General features: G+C 62.0%; 16 protein-coding genes. 7 read left to right on the top strand and 9 right to left on the bottom strand.

The genetic code is table 11. The features are described 5' to 3' along the window. Window positions 1–113 precede the first annotated feature (113 nt). Both AUC43_RS08445 and AUC43_RS08440 read left to right on the top strand, forming a co-directional pair. A complete protein-coding gene (locus tag AUC43_RS08445) occupies window positions 114–1,076 on the top strand; it encodes an EamA family transporter (protein WP_068191880.1) in 963 nt (320 codons plus the stop codon). Between the two features lie 116 nt (window positions 1,077–1,192). After that, window positions 1,193–1,579 (top strand): group III truncated hemoglobin, encoded by a 387-nt coding sequence (locus tag AUC43_RS08440; RefSeq protein ID WP_068191878.1) that lies wholly within the window; start codon window positions 1,193–1,195, stop codon window positions 1,577–1,579. Window positions 1,580–1,598: 19 nt separating this feature from the next. Here the strand turns inward: AUC43_RS08440 and AUC43_RS08435 are convergent, their stop codons facing one another. The 5 genes from AUC43_RS08435 to AUC43_RS08415 all read right to left on the bottom strand — a co-directional run bounded on the left by AUC43_RS08435 (window position 1,599) and on the right by AUC43_RS08415 (window position 7,632). Further along, window positions 1,599–2,126 carry a DUF4126 family protein gene (locus AUC43_RS08435; RefSeq protein ID WP_068191875.1) on the bottom strand — a complete coding sequence of 176 codons (528 nt, stop codon included), beginning with the start codon at window positions 2,124–2,126 and terminating at the stop codon, window positions 1,599–1,601. A 116-nt stretch (window positions 2,127–2,242) separates the two neighbouring features. Further along, a complete protein-coding gene (gene odhB, locus AUC43_RS08430; protein WP_068191873.1) occupies window positions 2,243–3,913 on the bottom strand; it encodes a 2-oxoglutarate dehydrogenase complex dihydrolipoyllysine-residue succinyltransferase in 1,671 nt (556 codons plus the stop codon). A 47-nt stretch (window positions 3,914–3,960) separates the two neighbouring features. Continuing rightward, the gene (locus AUC43_RS08425) at window positions 3,961–4,374 is read right to left on the bottom strand and encodes a HEPN domain-containing protein (protein WP_068191871.1); all 414 of its coding nucleotides are present in this window, start codon (window positions 4,372–4,374) and stop codon (window positions 3,961–3,963) included. Further along, window positions 4,361–4,681: a nucleotidyltransferase domain-containing protein gene (locus AUC43_RS08420; protein ID WP_068191869.1), complete on the bottom strand. Its 321-nt coding sequence runs from the start codon at window positions 4,679–4,681 to the stop codon at window positions 4,361–4,363. The genes AUC43_RS08425 and AUC43_RS08420 overlap by 14 nt, the downstream gene beginning before the upstream one ends. A gap of 11 nt (window positions 4,682–4,692) precedes the next feature. Next, the gene (locus AUC43_RS08415; RefSeq protein ID WP_068191867.1) at window positions 4,693–7,632 is read right to left on the bottom strand and encodes a 2-oxoglutarate dehydrogenase E1 component; all 2,940 of its coding nucleotides are present in this window, start codon (window positions 7,630–7,632) and stop codon (window positions 4,693–4,695) included. 440 nt (window positions 7,633–8,072) lie between these two features. Between AUC43_RS08415 and AUC43_RS08410 the strand changes: the two genes are divergently transcribed. Beyond that, window positions 8,073–8,603: an RlpA-like double-psi beta-barrel domain-containing protein gene (locus tag AUC43_RS08410; protein WP_157780992.1), complete on the top strand. Its 531-nt coding sequence runs from the start codon at window positions 8,073–8,075 to the stop codon at window positions 8,601–8,603. Window positions 8,604–8,695: 92 nt separating this feature from the next. Here the strand turns inward: AUC43_RS08410 and AUC43_RS08405 are convergent, their stop codons facing one another. The 4 genes from AUC43_RS08405 to AUC43_RS08390 form a co-directional block, all read right to left on the bottom strand. Beyond that, the gene (locus AUC43_RS08405; protein ID WP_082684995.1) at window positions 8,696–9,871 is read right to left on the bottom strand and encodes an L-dopachrome tautomerase-related protein; all 1,176 of its coding nucleotides are present in this window, start codon (window positions 9,869–9,871) and stop codon (window positions 8,696–8,698) included. A gap of 126 nt (window positions 9,872–9,997) precedes the next feature. Beyond that, window positions 9,998–10,807, bottom strand: coding sequence for an SHOCT domain-containing protein (locus AUC43_RS08400; RefSeq protein ID WP_068191862.1), 810 nt, complete (start codon window positions 10,805–10,807; stop codon window positions 9,998–10,000). A gap of 25 nt (window positions 10,808–10,832) precedes the next feature. Next, window positions 10,833–11,561 carry a hypothetical protein gene (locus tag AUC43_RS08395; protein WP_068191860.1) on the bottom strand — a complete coding sequence of 243 codons (729 nt, stop codon included), beginning with the start codon at window positions 11,559–11,561 and terminating at the stop codon, window positions 10,833–10,835. A 24-nt stretch (window positions 11,562–11,585) separates the two neighbouring features. Further along, window positions 11,586–11,840, bottom strand: a complete 255-nt coding sequence (locus AUC43_RS08390; protein ID WP_068191858.1) for a hypothetical protein — start codon at window positions 11,838–11,840, stop codon at window positions 11,586–11,588. A 133-nt stretch (window positions 11,841–11,973) separates the two neighbouring features. Between AUC43_RS08390 and AUC43_RS08385 the strand changes: the two genes are divergently transcribed. The 4 genes from AUC43_RS08385 to AUC43_RS08370 all read left to right on the top strand — a co-directional run bounded on the left by AUC43_RS08385 (window position 11,974) and on the right by AUC43_RS08370 (window position 19,913). Further along, a complete protein-coding gene (locus tag AUC43_RS08385) occupies window positions 11,974–12,162 on the top strand; it encodes a transcriptional regulator (protein ID WP_068191856.1) in 189 nt (62 codons plus the stop codon). Between the two features lie 485 nt (window positions 12,163–12,647). After that, window positions 12,648–14,597: a S9 family peptidase gene (locus tag AUC43_RS08380; protein ID WP_068191854.1), complete on the top strand. Its 1,950-nt coding sequence runs from the start codon at window positions 12,648–12,650 to the stop codon at window positions 14,595–14,597. 356 nt (window positions 14,598–14,953) lie between these two features. Continuing rightward, a complete protein-coding gene (locus AUC43_RS08375; RefSeq protein ID WP_068191852.1) occupies window positions 14,954–17,701 on the top strand; it encodes a S8 family peptidase in 2,748 nt (915 codons plus the stop codon). Window positions 17,702–17,975: 274 nt separating this feature from the next. Next, window positions 17,976–19,913, top strand: coding sequence for a sensor histidine kinase (locus AUC43_RS08370; RefSeq protein WP_068191849.1), 1,938 nt, complete (start codon window positions 17,976–17,978; stop codon window positions 19,911–19,913). Window positions 19,914–19,970 lie beyond the last annotated feature (57 nt).

Below are 19,970 nucleotides of genomic sequence, written 5' to 3'. Positions count from 1 at the left end.
GTAGGGTGGCCAATCGCGCACTTAGCGTGCATTGTAGGTAAGCGGCGCCAGGCCCACATTCCATTAAAATCGGTCTGCCCGAAGCCTGGTTCGGCGGCTCCCTTTGCTTTCTTATGTCTGATACTGGTTCTGCCACGCCGTCGCGAGTGGCGATGCTCACGGCCTTTGCCGCGGTTTATCTTATCTGGGGCTCCACCTACCTGGTGATGAAATTTGCCGTGGCCAGCATGCCGCCGCTGCTCATGGCCGGCACGCGCTACGGCCTGGCGGGGGGCCTGCTCTACGCCTTCATGCGGCTGCGCGGCGAGCCGCGTCCGAGCTGGCGCGGCTGGGGCCATGCCTTTGTGATTGGCATTTGCCTGCTGGGCTTTGGCAATGGCGGCACCACGATTGGCGTGCTGTATTTGCCCAGCGGCACTACTTCGCTGCTGGTGGCCACGGTGCCCATGTTTCTGGCGTTGTTGGGCTGGCTGAGCGGCGTGACGCCCCGGCCCACGCGCTGGGTGACGGTGGGGCTGGCGGCGGGCATGCTGGGCATGTATTTGCTGGCCGCGCACCCCAGCTCGGCGGGTGTGCCGCGGCCGGGCCACCCGGGCATCGGCGTGGCGGCAGTACTGCTGGCGGCCCTGCTGTGGTCGGTGGGCTCGCTGTATTCCAAGAAAAACCAGCCGGCTCCCTCCCCGTTCCTCTCGGGCGGCATGCAGATGCTGTGCGGCGGCGCGGCCATGCTCGTGGTAGGACTGGTGCGCGGCGAGGCGTCCGGGTTTGAGCTGGCCCAGGTCACGACCAAGTCGTGGATGGCGTACGCCTACCTGGTCACGTTTGGCTCCATTGTGGCCTTCACGGCTTATATCTGGCTGCTGCGCGTAGTGGAGCCGGCCTTGGCGGGCACGTATGCGTTTGTAAACCCCGTGGTGGCCGTGCTGCTGGGTTGGGCTTTCGCCGGCGAAGTGCTGAACCCGCAAATGCTGGGCGGGGCGGCCCTCATCGTATTGGCCGTGGTGCTGGTGGTGCTGGGCGGGCGGCGCAAAACAACAGCCAAAGCAGTAGAGCCCGAACTTGCTATAGAAGCCTGATTTTCGTCGTTTCAGGCACCGGCAACCGGCCTGAGCTGTTCATTTAATGCTGCCTGCCCGCTCAGTTGAAGCGAGGCGGAAACGCACCCACTTAAGCAGCACTGCTGCCCCCACCCATGCCTGCCTCCCTCCCCGACCTGAGTACTGAAGCCGACATCGTGAAGCTGGTGGATACTTTCTACGCCCGGGTGAACGAGGATGCGCTGCTGCGGCCCGTGTTCAACGACGTGGCGCAAGTGGACTGGGCCACACACCTGCCCACCATGTACGACTTCTGGAGCAGTGTGCTGCTGGGAACCAGCCGCTACAAGGGCCGGCCCTTTGCCAAGCACTTTCCGCTGCCCATCAATTCGGCTCACTTCCAGCAGTGGCTGGCACTGTTCCATGCCAGCGTCGACGAGCTGTTTGCCGGCCCCAAAGCCACCGATGCCAAAGCCCGCGCGCAGAGCATCGGCGCCATGTTTGAGCACCGCATGACGCTCAACCCGCTCTCGCTGCTGTAGTAGCGCAGACTTTATGAGATTACATGGGCCGCCACTCGCCGTGGGCTGGCTGCTGCGCGCGCAGCAGGGCCGCGCCGCTGGCCAGCACCAGGGCATCTTCGCCCACGCCCACCAGCGCCACGGGCGCCCCCGACTTTTCACTGATGCCCGTGCGCAGCGCGTAGCTCACAATGGTGGAGGCCACGGCCACAAGGCCACCCAGCAACCCGCCGGCCAGGGCGCTGCCGTGGCGCGAACGGTACCACGCCGCGCCCACCAACGCCCCCGATACCAGGCGGCCCAGCACCACCTCGGGCGCAATTCGGTTGGGCATAAAAGGCATTTTGTCGGCCACCATTTCCCCGGCGGCCACTGCTTTTAATATTGTGGCTGTGGCCGGTTTCTGGATGAAGCGCAGCGGCGAACCATCCAGGCCCGCGTGAGGCTGCCGCGAGAGGTAATGGCTCAGAAATGCCGGGGCGCTCATGCTGCGCATGCCGGCCAGGGTGGCAAAGCCCAGCACGGGCCAGAATTTGGCGGGGCGGGGGCGATTGTTCGATTGCTTCATAGAAAGGGCGAATGAGCCTTTTTAAACGCCATCGGAGAAAATTGGGCTACTCCGGCGCACAAAAAAAGCGGCCGACAGTAACTGCCGGCCGCTTCTCTATTACGAATTGAGCTAAACTACACGCCCAGCAGCAGGCGCGTGGGGTCTTCGAGCAGCTCCTTCACCCGCACCAGGAAGCTCACCGACTCGCGACCGTCGATGATGCGGTGGTCGTAGCTCAGGGCCAGGTACATCATGGGGCGGATTACCACCTGGCCGTTTTCGGCGATGGGGCGCTGCACAATGTTGTGCATGCCCAGGATGGCCGACTGCGGGGCGTTGATAATCGGGGTGCTCATCATGGAGCCAAACACGCCGCCGTTGGTGATGGTGAACGTGCCGCCGGTCATCTGCTCGATGGTGAGCTTGTTGTCGCGGGCCAGCACGGCCAGGCGCACCACTTCTTTCTCGATGCCGTCGAACGACAGCTGCTCGGCGTTGCGAATCACGGGCACCACCAGGCCTTTGGGGGCCGATACCGCGATGCTGATGTCACAGAAATCGTTGAACACGATGTCGGTGCCGTCAATCTGGGCATTCACCGAGGGCCACTCTTTCAGGGCCACGCACACGGCCTTGGTGAAGAAGGACATGAAGCCGAGGCCCACACCGTTTTTCTCCTTGAACTTGTCCTTGAACTTGGTGCGCAAATCCATGATGGGCTGCATGTTCACCTCGTTGAAGGTGGTGAGCATGGCCGTCTCGTTCTTCACCGACACCAAGCGGCGGGCGACCGTCTTGCGCAGGTTGCTCATGCGCTCGCGGCGCTGGTTGCGGCTGCCCGTGGCAGCGGGTGCGCTGCTGGCAGCCAGCGCGGCTGGCGTTGTTGCAGCAGGAGCCGCTTGCGGGGCCGGAGCAGCCGGACGAGCCTGGGCATTCTGCGCGTCTTCCTTGGTGATGCGACCGTCGCGGCCGGTGCCGACTACGTCGGTGGCCGAGATGCCTTTTTCACCCAGAATCTTACCAGCAGCCGGCGAAGGCACACCGGTAGCGTACGTAGCCGCGCTGCCACCGGCGGGCGCCGAGGCCAGCGCCGCAACGGGTGCGGCCTGCGCGGCCGGGGCTGCCGCGGCCGGAGCACCAGCGCCACTGCCGCCTTCAATCCGCGCAATGACGGTGCCGATGGCGATGGTTTCGCCTTCTTTCACGGCGTGGCGCAAGGTGCCGCTGCCCTCAGCGGGCAGTTCAAAGGTGGCCTTATCCGACTCCAGCTCAGCAATCACCTCGTCGCGGCTCACTTGCGCGCCGTCGGGCTTGAGCCACTTGGCTACGGTCACTTCGGTGATGGACTCCCCCACGGTGGGAATTTTCATTTCGATGGTACCGCCACCGCTAGCAGCCGGAGCCGCTGGCGAGGCCGGCGCGGCACCGCCCTCGGGCTTGCCGCCGTAGCCGGCCTGGTCGCTGGCGGCGGGGTTTTGCTCGCCTTTATCTATAGGGTCGGCCGAGGCAGTGGGTGCGGCAGCTGCGGCCGGAGCCGGGGCAGCCGCGGCGGGAGCGGCACTGCCCCCAGCCGCGCCGTTTAGGTCGGCGATGATGGTACCGATGCCAATGGTTTCCCCCTCAGCTACGCGAATGGTCAACACACCGTCGGCTTCGGCGGGCAGCTCAAACGTGGCCTTATCCGATTCCAGCTCGGCAATGACTTCGTCGCGCTTCACGGCCTCGCCGTCTTTCTTGAGCCACTTGGCAATCGTGACTTCGGTGATGGATTCGCCAACGGCGGGAATTTTGATTTCGAGGGCCATGAACAGAAGGATTGAGGTCGGTTAGGCTGGAAAACTTGCCAGCTGATTTACAAAAGAGCAGTTTGAATAAAAGGGCGCAGCCGGCCCTGAAAATAGCGGGCTATTCGCACAGCCTCCTGCATTTCGGCAGGGGTAATGCGCGTGTGCGGTGGATAACGAGTTTCTACCGCATAATCGGCCAGCTTGTCGGCATCGTCCAACTCAACCGATGAGAAGGCAAAGCCAGGCGTGAGACGGTTCAATAATTCGGGCAAATCATGTACCCGCGGAAAGCTGTTTCCTTGGGCTAACAAGACGCCTTTGCAATACTTTTCTACTGCCTGCTGGCAAGCAAAAGGCAAATGATACCCGTATGCCACGGGGTCGTCGGCGAGCATTCGTTCGGCCGCACGCAGGTCCAAGTCGGCTACGTCAAGCCATTCTTGCAAGTACGCTTTTTCAGCTTGATTAAGCGGCTGCATAAAGAATCCGGCCTTCGTTCAGGGCCTGCGCTTCAATCGTAAAACGCACGGCGGCCGCTGTCGCGACCTCCGTGGGTGTGCGAACCAATATGTCCATGGGCGCGCCCGCGCCCCGCAGTAAGCGGCGCACGGCTATTGCCCGCTCTGCCCTTTCCGGGCCAATTCCGGCCTTAATAACCAGCAAATCCAAGTCACTGTCCTCCGTGGGCGTGCCGTAGGCATACGAGCCGAACAGAATGATTCTGTCGGGCTGGTAGCCGGCTACGATTCGCTGCACAATGGCTTGGATTTGCTCTTCGGTTATCATCGCACGCTACGCTATTCCGCCTTTTTGGCGATTTCCGCCGTGGCTTCAATGTTATTGTCGGCCACGGCTTCTTTGGGCTTGTCGAAGGCGCGGGCCACCAGCTCCTTCTGCTCCTTCACGTGGATTTTGTTGTAGCCCGTGGCCGGCGAGGCCGACGGCTTGCGGGCTACAACGTCCTCCAGTTCACGGCGCATATAGCGGAGCATGTAGTTCCAGTAGCCCATGTTTTCGGGCTCTTCCTGCACCCAGTAAAGCTTGGCCTTGGGGTACTTGGCCAGCTCTTCGGCGAGCTGCTTTTTGGGGAAGGGGTGCAGCTGCTCGAGGCGTACAATGGCCACGTCGGTGCGGTTGGAGGTGCGCTGCTCTTCCAGCAGGTCGAAATAGACTTTGCCCGAGCACAGCAGCACGCGCTTCACCTTCTTGGCTTCGGCAAAGGTGTCGCCGAGTACCTCGCGGAAGTGCCCGCTGGTGAACTCCTCCACCGGCGACACGCACAGCGGGTGGCGCAGCATCGACTTGGGCGACATCACCACCAGCGGCTTGCGGAAGCTCCAGGTGAGCTGCCGGCGCAGGGCATGGAAGAAGTTGGCCGGCGTGGTCATGTTGGCCACCACGATGTTGTACTCGGCCGCCAGCTGCAGGAAGCGTTCGGGGCGGGCGTTGGAGTGCTCCGGGCCCTGGCCTTCGTAGCCGTGGGGCAAGAGCATCACCACGCCGTTCATGCGCTGCCACTTGCTTTCGGAGCTCACCACAAACTGGTCAATCATGGTCTGGGCGCCGTTGGCGAAGTCGCCGAACTGAGCTTCCCACACCACCAGGGCCGTAGGGTTGGCCATGGCGTAGCCGAATTCAAAGCCCAGCACTGCGTACTCGCTCAGCAGGGAGTTGAAGATGCTGAGCTGCTCGTGCTCGCCGTCCAGGAAGTTCAGCGAGTTGTACGGAGCCGATGTTTCGGCGTCGTGCAATACGGCGTGGCGGTGCGAGAACGTACCGCGCTGCACGTCCTGGCCGCTCACACGGACAATGTGCTTCTCGGCCAGCAGCGAGCCGTAGGCGAGCAGCTCGCCGGCGGCCCAGTTCAGCACGCGGGTGTCGTAGAACATCTTGCGGCGTTCCTTCAGCAGGTTATCAATCTGCTTGATGGGCTTGAAGCCTTCCGGAATCGTGGTCAGGGCCTTGGCCACGCGCTGCACCGTGTCTTCGCTGATGCCGGTTTCGGGCGATTGGTCGAAGTCTTCGGGCGTGGAGCGGCGCAGGCTGCGCCACTCGTTTTCCAGCGCCTGGTACTTATACGGCAGGGGCTGCTGCTTTACCATATCCAGGCGGGCCTGCAGGGTGTCGCGGAACTCCTTGTCCATCTGGTTGGCCAGTTCGGCGTCCACGTCGCCGCGCTGCACCAGCGTGGCGTTGTACACCTCGCGCGGGTTCTGGTGCTTCGAGATGAGGTTGTAGAGCGTGGGCTGCGTGAACTTGGGCTCGTCCGACTCGTTGTGGCCATGGCGGCGGTAGCATACCATGTCTATGAAGATATCGGCGTGGAACTGCTGGCGGTACTCGGTGGCCAGCTGCACGGCAAATACCACGGCTTCGGGGTTGTCGCCGTTCACGTGCACCACGGGCGCGTCGATGATTTTGGCCAAATCCGTGGAGTAAATCGACGAACGCGCGTCCTCAAAGTCGGTGGTAAAACCAACCTGGTTGTTAATCACGAAGTGGATGGTGCCGCCTGTCTTGTAGCCTTCCAGCAAGGACATTTGGGTCAACTCGTACCCGATGCCCTGACCCGCCAACGCAGCGTCGCCGTGGATGAGGATGGGCAGAATCTGGTGGTAGTCGCCTTCGTACTGGTGCTCAATTTTGGCCCGCACGAAGCCTTCCACCACGGGGTTCACCGCCTCGAGGTGCGAGGGGTTTGGGGCGAGCTTTAGGTTTACTTTCTGACCGCCGCTGGCTTCCACTTCCGAGCTGTAGCCCATGTGGTACTTCACATCGCCATCGCCCATGGTCAGGTCGGGCACGGCCGTGCCTTCAAACTCCGAGAAAATTTGCTCGTAGGTCTTGCCCATGATGTTGGCCAGCACGTTCAGGCGGCCGCGGTGGGCCATGCCAATCATCACTTCCTTCACGCCCAGCTCAGCGCCCTTGCCGATGATGGCATCGAGCGCGGGAATAGTCGTTTCGCCGCCTTCGAGCGAGAACCGCTTTTGGCCCAGGAATTTGGTGTGCAGGAAGTTCTCGAAGACTACGGCTTCGTTGAGCTTCTTGAGAATGCGCTTCTTATACTCCACGCCGGGGTTGAAGGCCAGCGAGTCGTGCTCCACCTTGGCACGGAACCAGTCCAGCACCTGCGGGTCGCGGATGTACATGTACTCGAAGCCGATGGGGCCGGTGTAGATTTTCTCCAGCGCCGCCACGATGTCGCGCAGCGTGGCTCGGGCACCCAGGCCCAGGCCTTCGCCGTTCCGAAACACCGTGTCCATGTCGGCTTCGCTCAGGCCGAAGTCGGTGAGGTCGAGGCGGGCCTTGCGGTCTTTGCGCTCGCGCACCGGGTTGGTTTTGGCGCGCAGGTGGCCACGGCTGCGGTAGGCGTGGATGAGGTTGCGCACGGCCGTTTCCTTGTCGCCGGCTATTTCACCGTTCGCAAACGCGGGGGCGTTGTTGGTCGAAGCGTCGGTATTGAGAACACCGTAGTCGTCGGGCTGCGGCTGGGGGCCGGGGGCCGCCGAAGCCTTGGCCGCACCGGCGGCACCGTTACCGGTGGTTACCGTGGCGGTGCTGCCATTGGCCCCGGGCACCAGCGGCGCCCCTTCCGGGAACTGCTGCGAGAAGTCGAAGCCTTCAAAAAACTTGCGCCAGCCGAAGTCCACCGACTCCGGGTTCTGCTGGTAGGCTTGGTATAAGGTTTCAATGGCCGCCGCGTCGGCGTTGGCGATATACGAGTATGCGTCCATGAGAAAAGCAGCTTAAGTAAGGCTGCGTAAAAGTAAGCCGCTTAGCACACAGGCAAAAACCTGAATTCGGGTAAACGAATTTACTTGATTTGCAGCGCAATATTCATCCGACGTAAAGTAAGCTCAGCAGGTTGGCTGGCCAATTTATCAAAATTCGCGGGGATAGTTGGGTCAACTTTGCGATGGGTCCGGCCGGGCCTGGCCCGCGGCCGAGTTTACAACCTATCAAGTACGTAGCAAGCTCCTGTTTGGGCCATTGCTTCTGGTATAAACTTTCGACTATTCGGGCGACATATAAGGCCTCAGGGGCCTTTCAATTGGATAATTTATTTTTAAAGAACTTATGTATGTGTCTCATCGTTAATACTTTTCCCGTTTTAAAAAACGGAGAAAAGCCTATCCTGCCGGGCGTGAAATGGCAGCCATCGAAACCATATTAAATGAATAATGTACGGCTATTAATTGACTTCCTCCTAGCAGCTTCGGCGTTGACATCGCCGCTTTTCTACTCCGCACCAGCCACCCCCAAAGCAACCGGCCTGGTTAAGCTCATTTCACCGCTAGAGGCGACCCGCCGGCCCACCACCACGCGCCGCGAGAAAAAAACCAAATCATTCATTCCGCACAGCCTAAAGTATACGGTGACCGCCACCATATACGAGGCCGTACCGGGCCAAACCGACGACGAGCCGTTCGTAACGGCTGATAACTCACACATAAAACCACACTACGGGACCAAAAAGCGCTGGATGGCACTGTCGCGCGATTTGCTCAAACCCTGGGGCGGAGAATTTCAGTTTGGCGATACGGTGCGCGTCACCGGCATCTCGGCCAAGCTCGACGGCGTGTATACCATACACGACACCATGAATAAACGGCACCACCACTGCATGGATGTGCTGGCACACCCCAGCGAAAACCTGGACATATTTACCAAAGGCGTAAAAATCCAGAAGGTTACGCTCGAATAATCAGCTCACCCTCTTATCTTATTGCTACTTAATAAAAAAGCCCCGCCAGTTGAAGGCGCGGCTTTTTTTGATGTCTATAATTTCCCGTTGGGCTACTTCGGCAGCGGCATTTTGAAGATGCGGAACGGCTCGTGGGGCTGTTCGACGCCCTTGTTCCAGCTGGCCATCTTGTGAATGGCCGAGTTGGCCACGTACAGGTTGCCATCGGCGGCAAAGCTGTAGGTATCCGGCCACTGCAGGCGGACGTCGGCGGCCACGGTTTCAATTTTACCGGCCGGGGTGCGGCGCAGCAGGGCACTACGCTCGAAAGACGTGATGTACACGTTGTTGGCCGCATCTATCTCCAGGCCGTCGGAGGCGGGGATTTCGCCTACCGTTTCGACCTGCTGGCCCAGCTGGGCTTCGCTGAGGGAAGCATTGCGCAGGGCCACGGTTTTGATGCGGTAGAGGGTATGGCCGGTGAGGGGGCAGTAGTACAGGTAGGTGTTGTCGGTGCTCAGGGCAATGCCGTCGGCGTTGAATTGAGCTGGCTTGCCTTGGGCGTCAATCATGGGATGGCCTTCGGCTTTTATCACCAGGCCTTTCACAGCCTTGGTGGAGGGATGGCTGGCCAGCAGGCGGCGCGATTTGTTGGTTTTTAAGTCGACCACGACCAGGCCGCCAATGCCGGACTCGGTGATGTAGGCGTAGTTGTTCTGCAAATCAATTCGCACGTCGTTAAGGTAAGACTTGCGGGGGGCCACGCTTTCGGGGAAGGAAATATTGAGCAGAACGCGGCCGGTTTGGGGGTCGGTTTTTACCAGCTTGGGGCCACCGGGCACGGTGCCTTTCAGGCCAGGGGAGGCGGGGTCGAGCACCCACACCATGCCGGCTTTGTCGGCGAACACGCTCTGGGGGCAAATCCAGTGCTTCTGGGGTTCGTTTTTCACGGAGTCGGTCCAGGTGCACCAACTGGCGTTGGGATAGGGCGTGAGGGTATTGTTGGGCCCCACGGCGGCAATTGGATACACGGGGTTGTAGTCCCAGCGCGGAAAGCAGGCGAATATCTTGCCGCCGGGGGCCACGGCCACGCCCACCATTTGCGGGCCCGAAAATTGGGCCACTACCCGCAGCGGCGAGTTGGCGCCGGCCTTGGTGGAGTCGGGCCCGGCGGCCACGGCAATGCTTTGCGATTCGTTGTTGGCGGGCGACGAGCAGCTGCCCAGCTGCAGGCCGGTAGCCGCCAGCACGGCCAGCCCCACGGGCCGAAGGAGGTGAGTGAATGCCATAGTTGCGGGTGTTGAGGATAGAAAAAGAAAACCTCCGCCAGTGATGACGGAGGTTTAGCATACGGCCGCAAGGCCAGCGTGTTGAGATTGAGCACCCAGCTGCATCGGTGGGGGGCTGCTCGGGCGCTACGGGGTAGCGGCCGAATCGGCCGGGGCGGTAGCGGCGGGCGGCACCACCACGGCCGAGTCGCGAACGGGCGCGGCGGGGCGGCGCTGCACCGGCGGCGCTGGGTTGGTGGGCCGCACGCGGATGGTTTCGGGCGCGGCCGTATTCTGCGGGGCCATCGGGGCCGCTTGGGGCCCGGTTTCCACCGCCGGGGCTGCCAAAGAATCGGCCGCGGTCTGGCTGGTGCTGGAGATGCGCTCCGAAGGGTGCCGGCTAGACGACAGGTACATCACCAGCCCCAGAAAGGCGAGCAAGCCGCCAATTGACAAAATCAGCGCCAGCGGACTGCGGGGCGCCCGCGCTTCAGCCTCCGGGATTTCATTGGCCACCCAGCGCGCGTCGGCATCGACCCGTGGCTCAATGGGAGGAAAGGGCTCGGGAGCAATAGGCTGCGGCTTCGGCGGTATGGCCGCGTGGCTGGCCGGCTCGGCTCGGGCCGAAACCGGCAAGCCGGCACTCAGCGTCGAGTTCAGCGGGACGTCTTCGTAGCGCGGGAGCTGCGTGGCCGCTGGTGGAGACGGCGGCGCGGCGGGTGGGGAAGGCGGAGCCGTGGGCTGATACAACGGGGGAACAACCGGGGCTATGGGAGCGGCGGGCACTGGCGCCGGCGCCACCGGCTCAGTTGCGGTGGGGGCCGGGGGCGAAACACTGGGCGCGGTGAAAACCAGCCGCTGCTTCAGGGCCTCAAATTCGGAGGGCGTGAGGGCACCCGCATCCAGCATCTCCTTGAGCTGGCGCAGGGTGTCGAGGGGAGAAGATGGGTTTTCCATGACCTGAGTACGGGCCGCGCCGGGGCTAGTTTTTCCGGTCCAGGGCCGAGAGGCGGTCGCGGCGCTGCTGCAGCCGCATCCGGCTCTGCTCCAGCACCTGGGAGTTCTTAATCAGCGAAACCGAGTCGGCGCGCGACTGCAGCAGGTTTTCGGCGTTTTTCTTCTTCAATTCCTCGATGCGGGCCAGGTTCGAAGTCGTGTTGTTTTGCAGAAACACGCGGTTCTTTTCGAGCTTCTCTTTTTCCTTTTCCGCGGTTTTAACCTTCTTTTCGGCGTCCGCAATCATGGTGCGGTAGGCGTTGAGGCGGGCCGCGCTGGCAAAGTTCTGGGCCATGGTGCGCAGGGCACCGTACTCGGTGGCGGTTTTGTCGGGGTCGAAGAACGTGTGGTCGTCGAAGCCGCCGAACAGGGCCACTTCCGACACCGAATCGGCGGGCGCCACCACGGAAGCGTAGATGTCGACAAGCTTGCCGGAAATTGAGCTGGCCGGGGTTTGGCGGGCTACCAGCACGTCGTTTTTGCCAATGCCCAGCACGCCGCCGCTCTTGAACCGGATGTTGTAGTTGCTCTTCATCCAGCTTTGAAGAAAATCGCGCACGTCGGAGGCTTTGCCGTCCACCTGCACCTTCAGGGCCGGCCGGGCGCCTTTGTTGTAGTTCACTTCGCCGGCGCGCACGTCGTAGAGCTGGGCCGTGGCTGGGGCGGCGGTGAGCAGGCCCGCGAGGGCCAGCAGCAGGGCACATAGTTTTTGCATGGGAAGGGTAGCGTAAAAGTGACCTTAGCGCAATTCGTGGCGTTCGAAGGCGGCCTGCAAATCGGCGCGCATGGCCTGGAAGCGGGCAATGGCCACCGTGAGAAACTCTTCGTCCAGCAACTCGCGCACTTCGGCATCGGTGCCCGTGAGCAGGTCCAGTTCCGCCACCTTGTAGGTCTGCTCCAGGTTGCCCTGCTCCAGCTTGAGCAGGAACTTGCCGTTCCACGCCAAAAGCGTGATTTTGACACTGGGATGGGGTATGTCGGCGACGTGGCGCATAGTAAAATAGAAAGGCCCGGACCGGGGACGAAGATAATTAGCTCAACCGAACCGCTCCCCCACCGTGCGCGTAAAAATACGGCGGTTCGGCGCCCCGGGCCGCGTTCCTTTCACTTTTCAATCATCTACTGCCATGCCTCAGGGAGATAAGTCGAAGTACACCGACAAGCAGAAGCGTCAGGCCGAACACATCGAAGAAGGCTACGAGAACCGCGGCATTCCCAAGGACGAAGCCGAGGCCCGCGCCTGGGCTACCGTCAATAAAAAGGACGGCGGCGGGAAACAGCCCGGCGGCTCCGGACGCAAAAAACCAAGCAAATAATATCGGCTGGCGGTCAAGCACCAGCCAGTTGAGCTAATCTATTTCAAAAGGAGAAGCCTCGTCAATTGAATTGACGAGGCTTTTTGTTGGCCACTGCGGTAATGATAGAACGTCATGCTGAGCTCGCGTCTGTCATGCAGAGCGCAGCGAAGCATCTCGCTCGCGCCATTTGTCATGCTGACGAAGGAAGCATCTTATCAGGTCAGCACGACTCGTTCTAAGGTGATAAGATGCTTCCTTCGTCAGCATGACAGCCGATTAAACAGGCGATTGGATTAGTACTGAGGTAAAGATGCTTCGCGGCGCTCAGCGTTACAGGAGGCGCGGAAATGCGGGTCAATGTTCATTCCGCGGCGCGGCTTAATTTTCGGGCATGAACAAGCTCGTCTCCGCTGCCTTGGCCTTGCTGCCGCTGGTGGCTCACTCCTAAAAATCCCACCGTACTGACCCCCGAAAAACTCTGGCAGCTGGGCCGGCTGGGCGAGATGCACGTCTCGCCCGATGGCAAGACCGTGGCCTACACCGTGACCAAGTACAACCTGGCCGAGAACAAGGGCAACGCCGACATCTACACCGTGCCCGTGGCCGGCGGGCCAGCCCAAAAGCTCACCGACACGCCCGGCTCGGAAAGCACCCTGAACTGGCGCCCCGACGGCAAGCTGACCTACCTCTCCGGCGAAAGCGGCACCGACCAGCTCTACGTGATAAACGCCGACGGCTCGGGCAAAGCCAAGCTCAGCGAGTTTCCGGAGCAAGGCCTCGGCAACCTCAAGTATGCGTCCAAGGCGAATTTCATCCTCTACACTCAGGACGTAAAATCGGGCCCCACTACGCTGGACCTGTTCCCGGACCTGCCTAAGGCCGACGCCAAAATCATCGACGACCTGAACTACCGCCACTGGAACGTGTGGGACGACCACCTGGCCAGCCACGTGTTTTTCCAGCCGCTGGGCCCCGACGGCAAGCCCACCGGCTACGGCAAGGACGTGATGGCCGGCGAGAAGTTCGACTCGCCGCTGATGCCCGACGGCGGCGCCGAGCAGCTGGCCTTCGCGTCCGACGGCTACCGCCTGGCCTACACCAGCCGCAAGCTCACGGGCAAGGCCGAAGCCGAAAGCACCAACTCGGATATTTACCTCTACGACATCCACGACGGCAAAACCGTGAACCTGAGCGAGGGCTTGGGCGGCTACGACACCGAGCCTAATTTCTCGCCCGACGGCCGCCAGGTGGCTTGGCTGAGCATGGCCACGCCCGGCTTCGAAAGCGACCGCAACGGCATTGTGGTCTATGATTTTGCCAGCAAGAAGCGGGTTGACATCACCAAAGGCTCGGAGTTGAGCGCGGCCAACGTGCGCTGGAGTGCCGACGGCAAAACCCTCTACTTCGTGGCTGTGGTGACGGGCACCGAGCAGCTGTTTTCGATACCGAGCAAGGGCGGCAAAATCCGCCAGATTACCAGTGGGCCGCAGAACTACAACACCTTCGAGCTGGTGGGCAAGGACCGGGCCGTGGCCAACCGCACCACCCTCTCAGCCTTCGCCGACCTCGTGCGGCTCGACCTGAAAACCGGCAAGGAAACCCCGCTCACCACCATCAACCAGCAGGAACTAGCCGGCATCAAATTGGGCAAGGTGGAAGACCGCCGCGTGACCACCACCGACGGCAAGCAGATGCAGGTGTACGTCATTTACCCGCCCGATTTCGACCCCAGCAAGAAGTACCCCACCCTGCTCTACTGCCAGGGCGGCCCGCAAAGTCCCATCACCCAGAGCCAGAGCTACCGCTGGAATTTCCAGCTGATGGCCGCCAACGGCTACATCGTGGTGGCGCCTAACCGGCGCGGCCTGCCCGGCTTCGGGCGCGAGTGGAACGACGCCATTTCGGGCGACTGGGGCGGCCAAGCCATTCGGGACTACTTCTCGGCCATCGATGCCATCAGCAAGGAGCCGTTTGTCGACAAGGACCGGCGCGGCTGCGTGGGGGCCAGCTACGGCGGCTTTGCGGTGTACTACATGGCCGGTCACCACGAGGGCCGCTTCAAGACCTTCATTGCCCACGACGGCCTCTACAACCTCACCAGCTGGTACCCTAGCACCGAGGAAATGTTTTTTGCCAAGCACGACATGGGCGGCGCCCCCTGGGACGTGCCCACGCCCAAATCCTACCAGGAATTCAACCCCCAGCTGTTCGCCAAAAACTGGGACACGCCCATTCTGGTCATTCAGGGCGGCAAGGACTTCCGGGTGCCCGAGGGTCAGGCCATGGAAGCCTTCGGCACGGCGCAGCTGCGGGGCATCCCGAGCCGCTTTCTGTACCTGCCCAACGAGGGCCACTGGGTGCTCAAGCCTCAGAACTCGGTGCTCTGGCAGCGGGTGTTTTTCGACTGGCTGGGCCGCACCCTCAAACCCGAAAGTGGGAAAGCGGCCAGGTAACCGACGGTGCAATCAACGGACGCCCGCTCTGTATGCAGAGCGGGCGTTTTATTTTCATATTTTTATAAGAACGTCTATAAACTTTCTAATTCAACCGACCATAATTTTTCGGTGTTTTTTTCATGAGAAAAACAGCCCCAGACTATCCGCGATAGAGTAACTTCATGCAAAATTCATCTCTCTCAATAAGTTACAAATTATATCGCACTCTTCATAAGTTCAAGAGTAGTGATGCTGACGCAGCAGAACTGGTTTGCTCAACGTAAATTGCTGTGCTGCATGCTAAAACCACGCGCGATTCTACTTCGTATGCAAAGAATTAACCCATCACTTTCATAACCCTCATTTCCTTACGCATGAAGAAAATACTACTTCTGGCGCTGTTCTTTGCAAGCAGCACCATATCCGTATTGGCGCAGGCCCTTGTGGACCCCGAATTGCAATCTGCCGTGGCCAGCGGCGTGGGGATTTATCAGGTTATTGTAACTTTCAAGGGCACGGGGGCACCTTCGGCCGCTGCGCTGCAAACACTGCGCGGCCTGGGCATCGTACAAGGCCGGACGCTGCGGGAGCTGCCAATAGCCGGAGTATTGGCCACGGAGACGCAGATTGCGCAGCTGGCCGCCGACCCCAGCGTGGAGTCGCTGTACCTCAACCGTTCGCTCTCGCTGGACAACGACGGCGCTACCGCCCTCACGGGGGTACAGCGGGTGCGCGGCGAAGCCAGCTTTACGCAGCGCAACGGCGGCCTGCCCATCGCCGGCAACGGCATCGGCCTGCTTGTGAACGACAGCGGCATCGACGGCACCCACCCCGACCTGAAGCTGGGCGCTAATCTGAAGCAGAACGTGCTGGGCACCACCAACCTGCATGCCCAGAGCGACCTGCTGCCCATCACCTACCTCGAAGACATCCCCAACACCGACCAGACCGGCGGCCACGGCACCCACGTGGCCGGCATCGCGGCCGGAACCGGCGCAGCCTCCAATGGCCTGTATGCCGGCGTGGCCCCGGGCGCCAACCTAGTGGGCTACGGCACCGGCGCCGGCCTTTTCATTCTCGACGTAATCGGGGCGTTTGACTACGCCTTGGTGAACCAGTTCCGCTACAACATCCGCGTCATCACCAACTCGTTTGGTACGACCAGCGACATCGCCACCGACGTGGACCCGCGCGACCCCATCACCATCGCCACCAAGCGCTGCACCGACCGCAACATCGTCATCGTATTTTCGGCTGGCAACTCGGGCTCGGGCTCGGGTACTATCACGGGCAAGTACAAGAAAGCGCCCTGGGTAATTGCCGTCGCCAACGCCGATAAGGCCGGGGTGCTGGCGCCGTCGTCGTCGCGCGGCCGCAAGGGCGTGGGCGGTACCTTCTCCACCGACGGCCAGACCTTCACGTGGCGCGACGAGCCCACCGTGACGGCCCCCGGCACCGACATCGTCTCGACCCGGACCGTGTCGCCGGTGGGCGTGCTCAGCACCCAGCAGGACGCCGCTACCATTTCGCCGGCCTACCTGCCCTACTACACCACCCTGACCGGCACGTCGATGGCCGCGCCCCACGTGGCCGGCATCGTGGCGCTGATGCTGGACGCCAACCCGGCCCTAACGCCTTATCAGGTGAAGGCCATTCTGGAAGAAACCGCCACCAACCTGCCCAACCGCGAGTCGTGGGAAGTGGGCCACGGCATGGTGAATGCCTACGCCGCCGTGGACCGCGCTTTCCGCGCCGCGCCCGGCTACGGCGCTTTCCTCAACGCTACCCGCGCCTTTAACAGCAGCGTGAACACCAACACGGTTCGCAGCAGCTTTACCATTGACTACAACCCCGCCACTACGGCCACCAACTCCCGCACCTTTGCCGTGCCCAGCGGCACTTCGTCGCTGGAAGTGAGCTGCAAGGTGACGGGCCTGCTGGGCGAAACCGGCAACCCCGTGAACCTGGTGGTGTTCTCGCCCTCGGGCAAACGCTACGCTTCGGGCATCTCGGTGCTGTTTGCCATCAGCCCCGGCCGCTCGGTGGCGGTGGTATCACCCGAGCCCGGCACCTGGACGGTGCGCCTCGACGGCCTGCAGGGCACGGCTTTCCCGGAAACGGTAGAGGGCAACATTGCGCTCAACCAAGCCACCGGCACCACAGGCCTAAACGATGTGGTGGGCCACCCGGCCGAAGCGTCCATCAAGCTGGCCGTGAGCAAGCGCCTGGTTGATGGCTTGCCTTCGGGCTATGCTCCTGACCGCGACCTGACCCGCATTCAGCTGGCCGACTACCTGGTAATGGGCCAGGCCGTGCGCCAGTTCCTGCCGCTGGACGGCTCCGTTACCTTCGGCGACGTGAACAACAAGGACCGGCTGCTGGCCGAGTCGGTTACGGCGCAAGGTGCCGCGCTGCGCGACCGCAACCAGAGCAAAAACGGCGTCATGCTGCCGGTATCGGCGGGCGTGTTCTCGCCCAATGCCTCGGTGATACGGGCCAGCCTGGCGTACTCGCTGGTGCAGAGCCTGGGGCTGCAAACCACCGCCCAGAAAGCCACCTCCCCGGTAACGGTGCTGGTGAACGGCCAGCGCATCCCCGTGGAAGACGCCGCCCAGATTCCGGCCGGCCTGGCCGGCTACGTGCAGGTGGCCCTGGACATGAACATCATGAACGCCTACTACACCCTCAGCCAGGGCCCAACGGACTTGCAGCCCGTGCTGCACGCCACCTTCAAGCCCCTGCAAGTGGTGAAGCGGGCCGAGTTTGCCGTGCTGGTGACCCGCACCCACGACCAGTGGAACATGCCCACCGCCGCCTCCAACAGCGCGCAGGCAGCAGCCCCGGGCAGCACGCCGCAGCCAGCCGAAATGGCGCTATCCGCCGCCCCCAACCCCTTCCAGAGCCAGACCGTGCTCACCTACAGCCTGCCGCAGGAGAGCGCCGTGCGCCTGGAAGTATTCAACCTGCTGGGCCAGCGCGTGAAGACCCTGCGTAGCGAAGTTCAGGCAGCCGGCCCGCACACGCAGGTGTTCGACGGCTCGCAGCTGGCCGCCGGCACCTACATCTACAAGCTCACCACCGGCGACAAATCGACCAGCGGCCGGGTGGTGCTGACGCGCTAGCCGTGGCGTTAAGCTCCCTCACGGGCTGTAAAGAAATTCGTCGGCTTGAAAAAACACGGTCCTGCTGAGTATTTATTCCGACTGACTAATCCGCCTTTTTTATAAAAAACCAGCTCAGCCAACTGAGCTGGTTTTTTTGTGCGTATGTCACAGGTAGGGCAGCTGAATTCGTCGGCCCGCCTCTCGCAGTTCCACCTAAGGATATAAATTTAAAAATATGATGACTTTTTAGTTATTTGCCGCCCGAGCACCTTGGTTCCATTCGCTACTGCCTATGCGGGTTCACTTCTTCACGGTGTTGATGTTGGGGTGCTGGCTGTGGGGTGCGGGGGCCGTGCAGGCCGCCGACGCACCCCACAGCCTCCGCGACACCCTACTGCTGAAAGACCCCAAGGGCGTGCATATTTCGGAGGCGTACCGCTACTACACCGAGCCGTTTGGAGTGCCGGCTAGCCCGGAGCAGGCCGAAGCCCAATGGCGGGCGGGCAAATTTCGGCCCGGCCCCTGGCACAAGACCCTGAACTTGGGCATCATGCACCGGCGGGTGTGGATGCGGCTGCCCGTGCGCAACACCGAGCCCCAACGCCTGCGCTTTCTGTGGAGCATCTTCAATTTCACCGACAGCGCCGCGCTCTATTGCCGGCGGCAGGGCGAAACCACGTTTACCCGCCTGGGCGCGGCCAGTTCCTGGGTGCCCGCCACCGAGCGCCTGTTTCCGGCCCGCTCGCTCAGCTTTCCCTTTACCCTGAACCCCGGCGAGGCGGCGGTGCTGTACCTGCGCGCCGACGTGCACACCGGCGGCGTGTACCTGCCCACCTACATCGAAACCGCCGAGCACTTTCTGAGCTGGGAAATGCACTTTCCGTTTGAGCGGCACTGGGTGTGGCTGCTGGGCTTTTACCTGGGCAGTGCCCTGTTCAATCTGGTGCTTTTCGCGTTCCTGCGCGACCGGATTCACTTGTGGTACGGGGCCTACGTGGTGTGCGTCACGCTGTTTTTGATGATGGAAGACGGGCTGGATGCCATGCTCCTGCCCGCGGGGCTGTACCGGCTCATCTGGTCGGTGGGGCAGTACAATTTTATTGTGCTGGCGGGTGCGGCGGGCATTCGCATCATGCAGCTGTTTTTGCGGCTGCGCAGCGGCTGGCGCGGGCTGTACCGGGCCGGCAACTGGTTGGCCGGCTCGGCGGTGGCCTTTGTGGCGGTATACGCGGTGCTATTCCCCTGGGCCGTGAAGCACAACCTGGGCCTGGTGGAAGTGCTGAACGGGGCGCGGGAGCTGCTCGTGCTGCTTGTGTTTGGGTACGGCTGGGTGACGCTGTTGACGGTGCTAATTGGCCGGCGCCGCCGGCGGCTGGCGGCTTACTACGCCCTCACGTACTTCTTCTTTTTCACGGGCTACGCCGTATTCTGGCTCAACCACCTGGGCCTGACCAGCTACAACCCCGTCTACCCCAATACGCTGGCCTGGGGCCTGTTTGTGGAGCTGCTGGTGCTGAGCGCGCTGCTCACGGGCCGCTTCCGCCATACGCTGCGGCAAAATGCCCGGCTGCGCATCCAGGAGCTGCAGCAGCGCAACGAGGTGGGCCGCCGCCTAATAGCCGCCCAGGACGCCGAGCGCGAGCAGCTGGCCCGCGAGCTGCACGATGCCATGGGCCCCAACTTGGCGGCGCTGCACATGGCCTGGCAAAGCGAAGCCGTGCGCGAGGCCCTGGCCGCCGCGCCCAAGGCCCGCTCCATCGGCCAGCTCACGGAAGAAATACTGGGTCAGCTCTACGAGCAGGTGCGCCAACTGAGCCACGCCCTGCTGCCCGCCGAGCCCGGCACCAACCGCCTCACCCGTTCCGTGGCGTCGCTTTGCGAAGCTCTTAACCTCAACGGCACCCCGCGGGTAATCACGCATTTCGATGCCGGCATAGACCAGCTTCCCCAAGCCGTGCAGTCGGCCGCCTACCGCATTGTGGCCGAGCTAGTAAACAACGCCGTGCGTCACGCCCAAGCCCAGCAAGTAGAGGTGCAGCTGCGCCTCCACCCCGAGGTACTGGAGCTGTGCGTGGAAGACGACGGCCGCGGCTTCGGGCGCGGCGAAGATGCCCCCATCACTGGCATTGGGCTGCGCGGCGTGCGCACCCGCACCGCCTACCTGGGCGGCACCGTCAACATTGAGTCGCCGGGGTCCGGCACTCGCGTAGTGGTGCGCCTACCCTACTGAATAATTAAGAATTAAGAATTAAGAATGAGGAATTAGCGCAACGCCCCCAATTCTTCA

The sequence above is a fragment of the Hymenobacter sedentarius genome, assembly GCF_001507645.1.
GTDB classification, from domain to species: domain Bacteria; phylum Bacteroidota; class Bacteroidia; order Cytophagales; family Hymenobacteraceae; genus Hymenobacter; species Hymenobacter sedentarius.
The sequence above is the reverse complement of the archived record's forward strand: the minus strand, read 5'-3'. Positions and strand labels throughout refer to the sequence as shown.

What these genes read in the sequence shown, in the direction of transcription:
- AUC43_RS08410 (WP_157780992.1), top strand. Translation starts at nt 8,073, where the DNA reads ATGAATAATGTACGGCTATTAATTGACTTCCTCCTAGCAGCTTCGGCG.
- AUC43_RS08435 (WP_068191875.1), bottom strand. Translation starts at nt 2,126, where the DNA reads ATGAAGCAATCGAACAATCGCCCCCGCCCCGCCAAATTCTGGCCCGTG.
- AUC43_RS08400 (WP_068191862.1), bottom strand. Translation starts at nt 10,807, where the DNA reads ATGGAAAACCCATCTTCTCCCCTCGACACCCTGCGCCAGCTCAAGGAG.
- AUC43_RS08440 (WP_068191878.1), top strand. Translation starts at nt 1,193, where the DNA reads ATGCCTGCCTCCCTCCCCGACCTGAGTACTGAAGCCGACATCGTGAAG.
- AUC43_RS08390 (WP_068191858.1), bottom strand. Translation starts at nt 11,840, where the DNA reads ATGCGCCACGTCGCCGACATACCCCATCCCAGTGTCAAAATCACGCTT.
- AUC43_RS08395 (WP_068191860.1), bottom strand. Translation starts at nt 11,561, where the DNA reads ATGCAAAAACTATGTGCCCTGCTGCTGGCCCTCGCGGGCCTGCTCACC.
- AUC43_RS08415 (WP_068191867.1), bottom strand. Translation starts at nt 7,632, where the DNA reads ATGGACGCATACTCGTATATCGCCAACGCCGACGCGGCGGCCATTGAA.
- AUC43_RS08420 (WP_068191869.1), bottom strand. Translation starts at nt 4,681, where the DNA reads ATGATAACCGAAGAGCAAATCCAAGCCATTGTGCAGCGAATCGTAGCC.
- AUC43_RS08445 (WP_068191880.1), top strand. Translation starts at nt 114, where the DNA reads ATGTCTGATACTGGTTCTGCCACGCCGTCGCGAGTGGCGATGCTCACG.
- AUC43_RS08425 (WP_068191871.1), bottom strand. Translation starts at nt 4,374, where the DNA reads ATGCAGCCGCTTAATCAAGCTGAAAAAGCGTACTTGCAAGAATGGCTT.
- AUC43_RS08385 (WP_068191856.1), top strand. Translation starts at nt 11,974, where the DNA reads ATGCCTCAGGGAGATAAGTCGAAGTACACCGACAAGCAGAAGCGTCAG.
- AUC43_RS08405 (WP_082684995.1), bottom strand. Translation starts at nt 9,871, where the DNA reads ATGGCATTCACTCACCTCCTTCGGCCCGTGGGGCTGGCCGTGCTGGCG.
- AUC43_RS08370 (WP_068191849.1), top strand. Translation starts at nt 17,976, where the DNA reads ATGCGGGTTCACTTCTTCACGGTGTTGATGTTGGGGTGCTGGCTGTGG.
- AUC43_RS08380 (WP_068191854.1), top strand. Translation starts at nt 12,648, where the DNA reads ATGCACGTCTCGCCCGATGGCAAGACCGTGGCCTACACCGTGACCAAG.
- AUC43_RS08375 (WP_068191852.1), top strand. Translation starts at nt 14,954, where the DNA reads ATGAAGAAAATACTACTTCTGGCGCTGTTCTTTGCAAGCAGCACCATA.
- odhB (WP_068191873.1), bottom strand. Translation starts at nt 3,913, where the DNA reads ATGGCCCTCGAAATCAAAATTCCCGCCGTTGGCGAATCCATCACCGAA.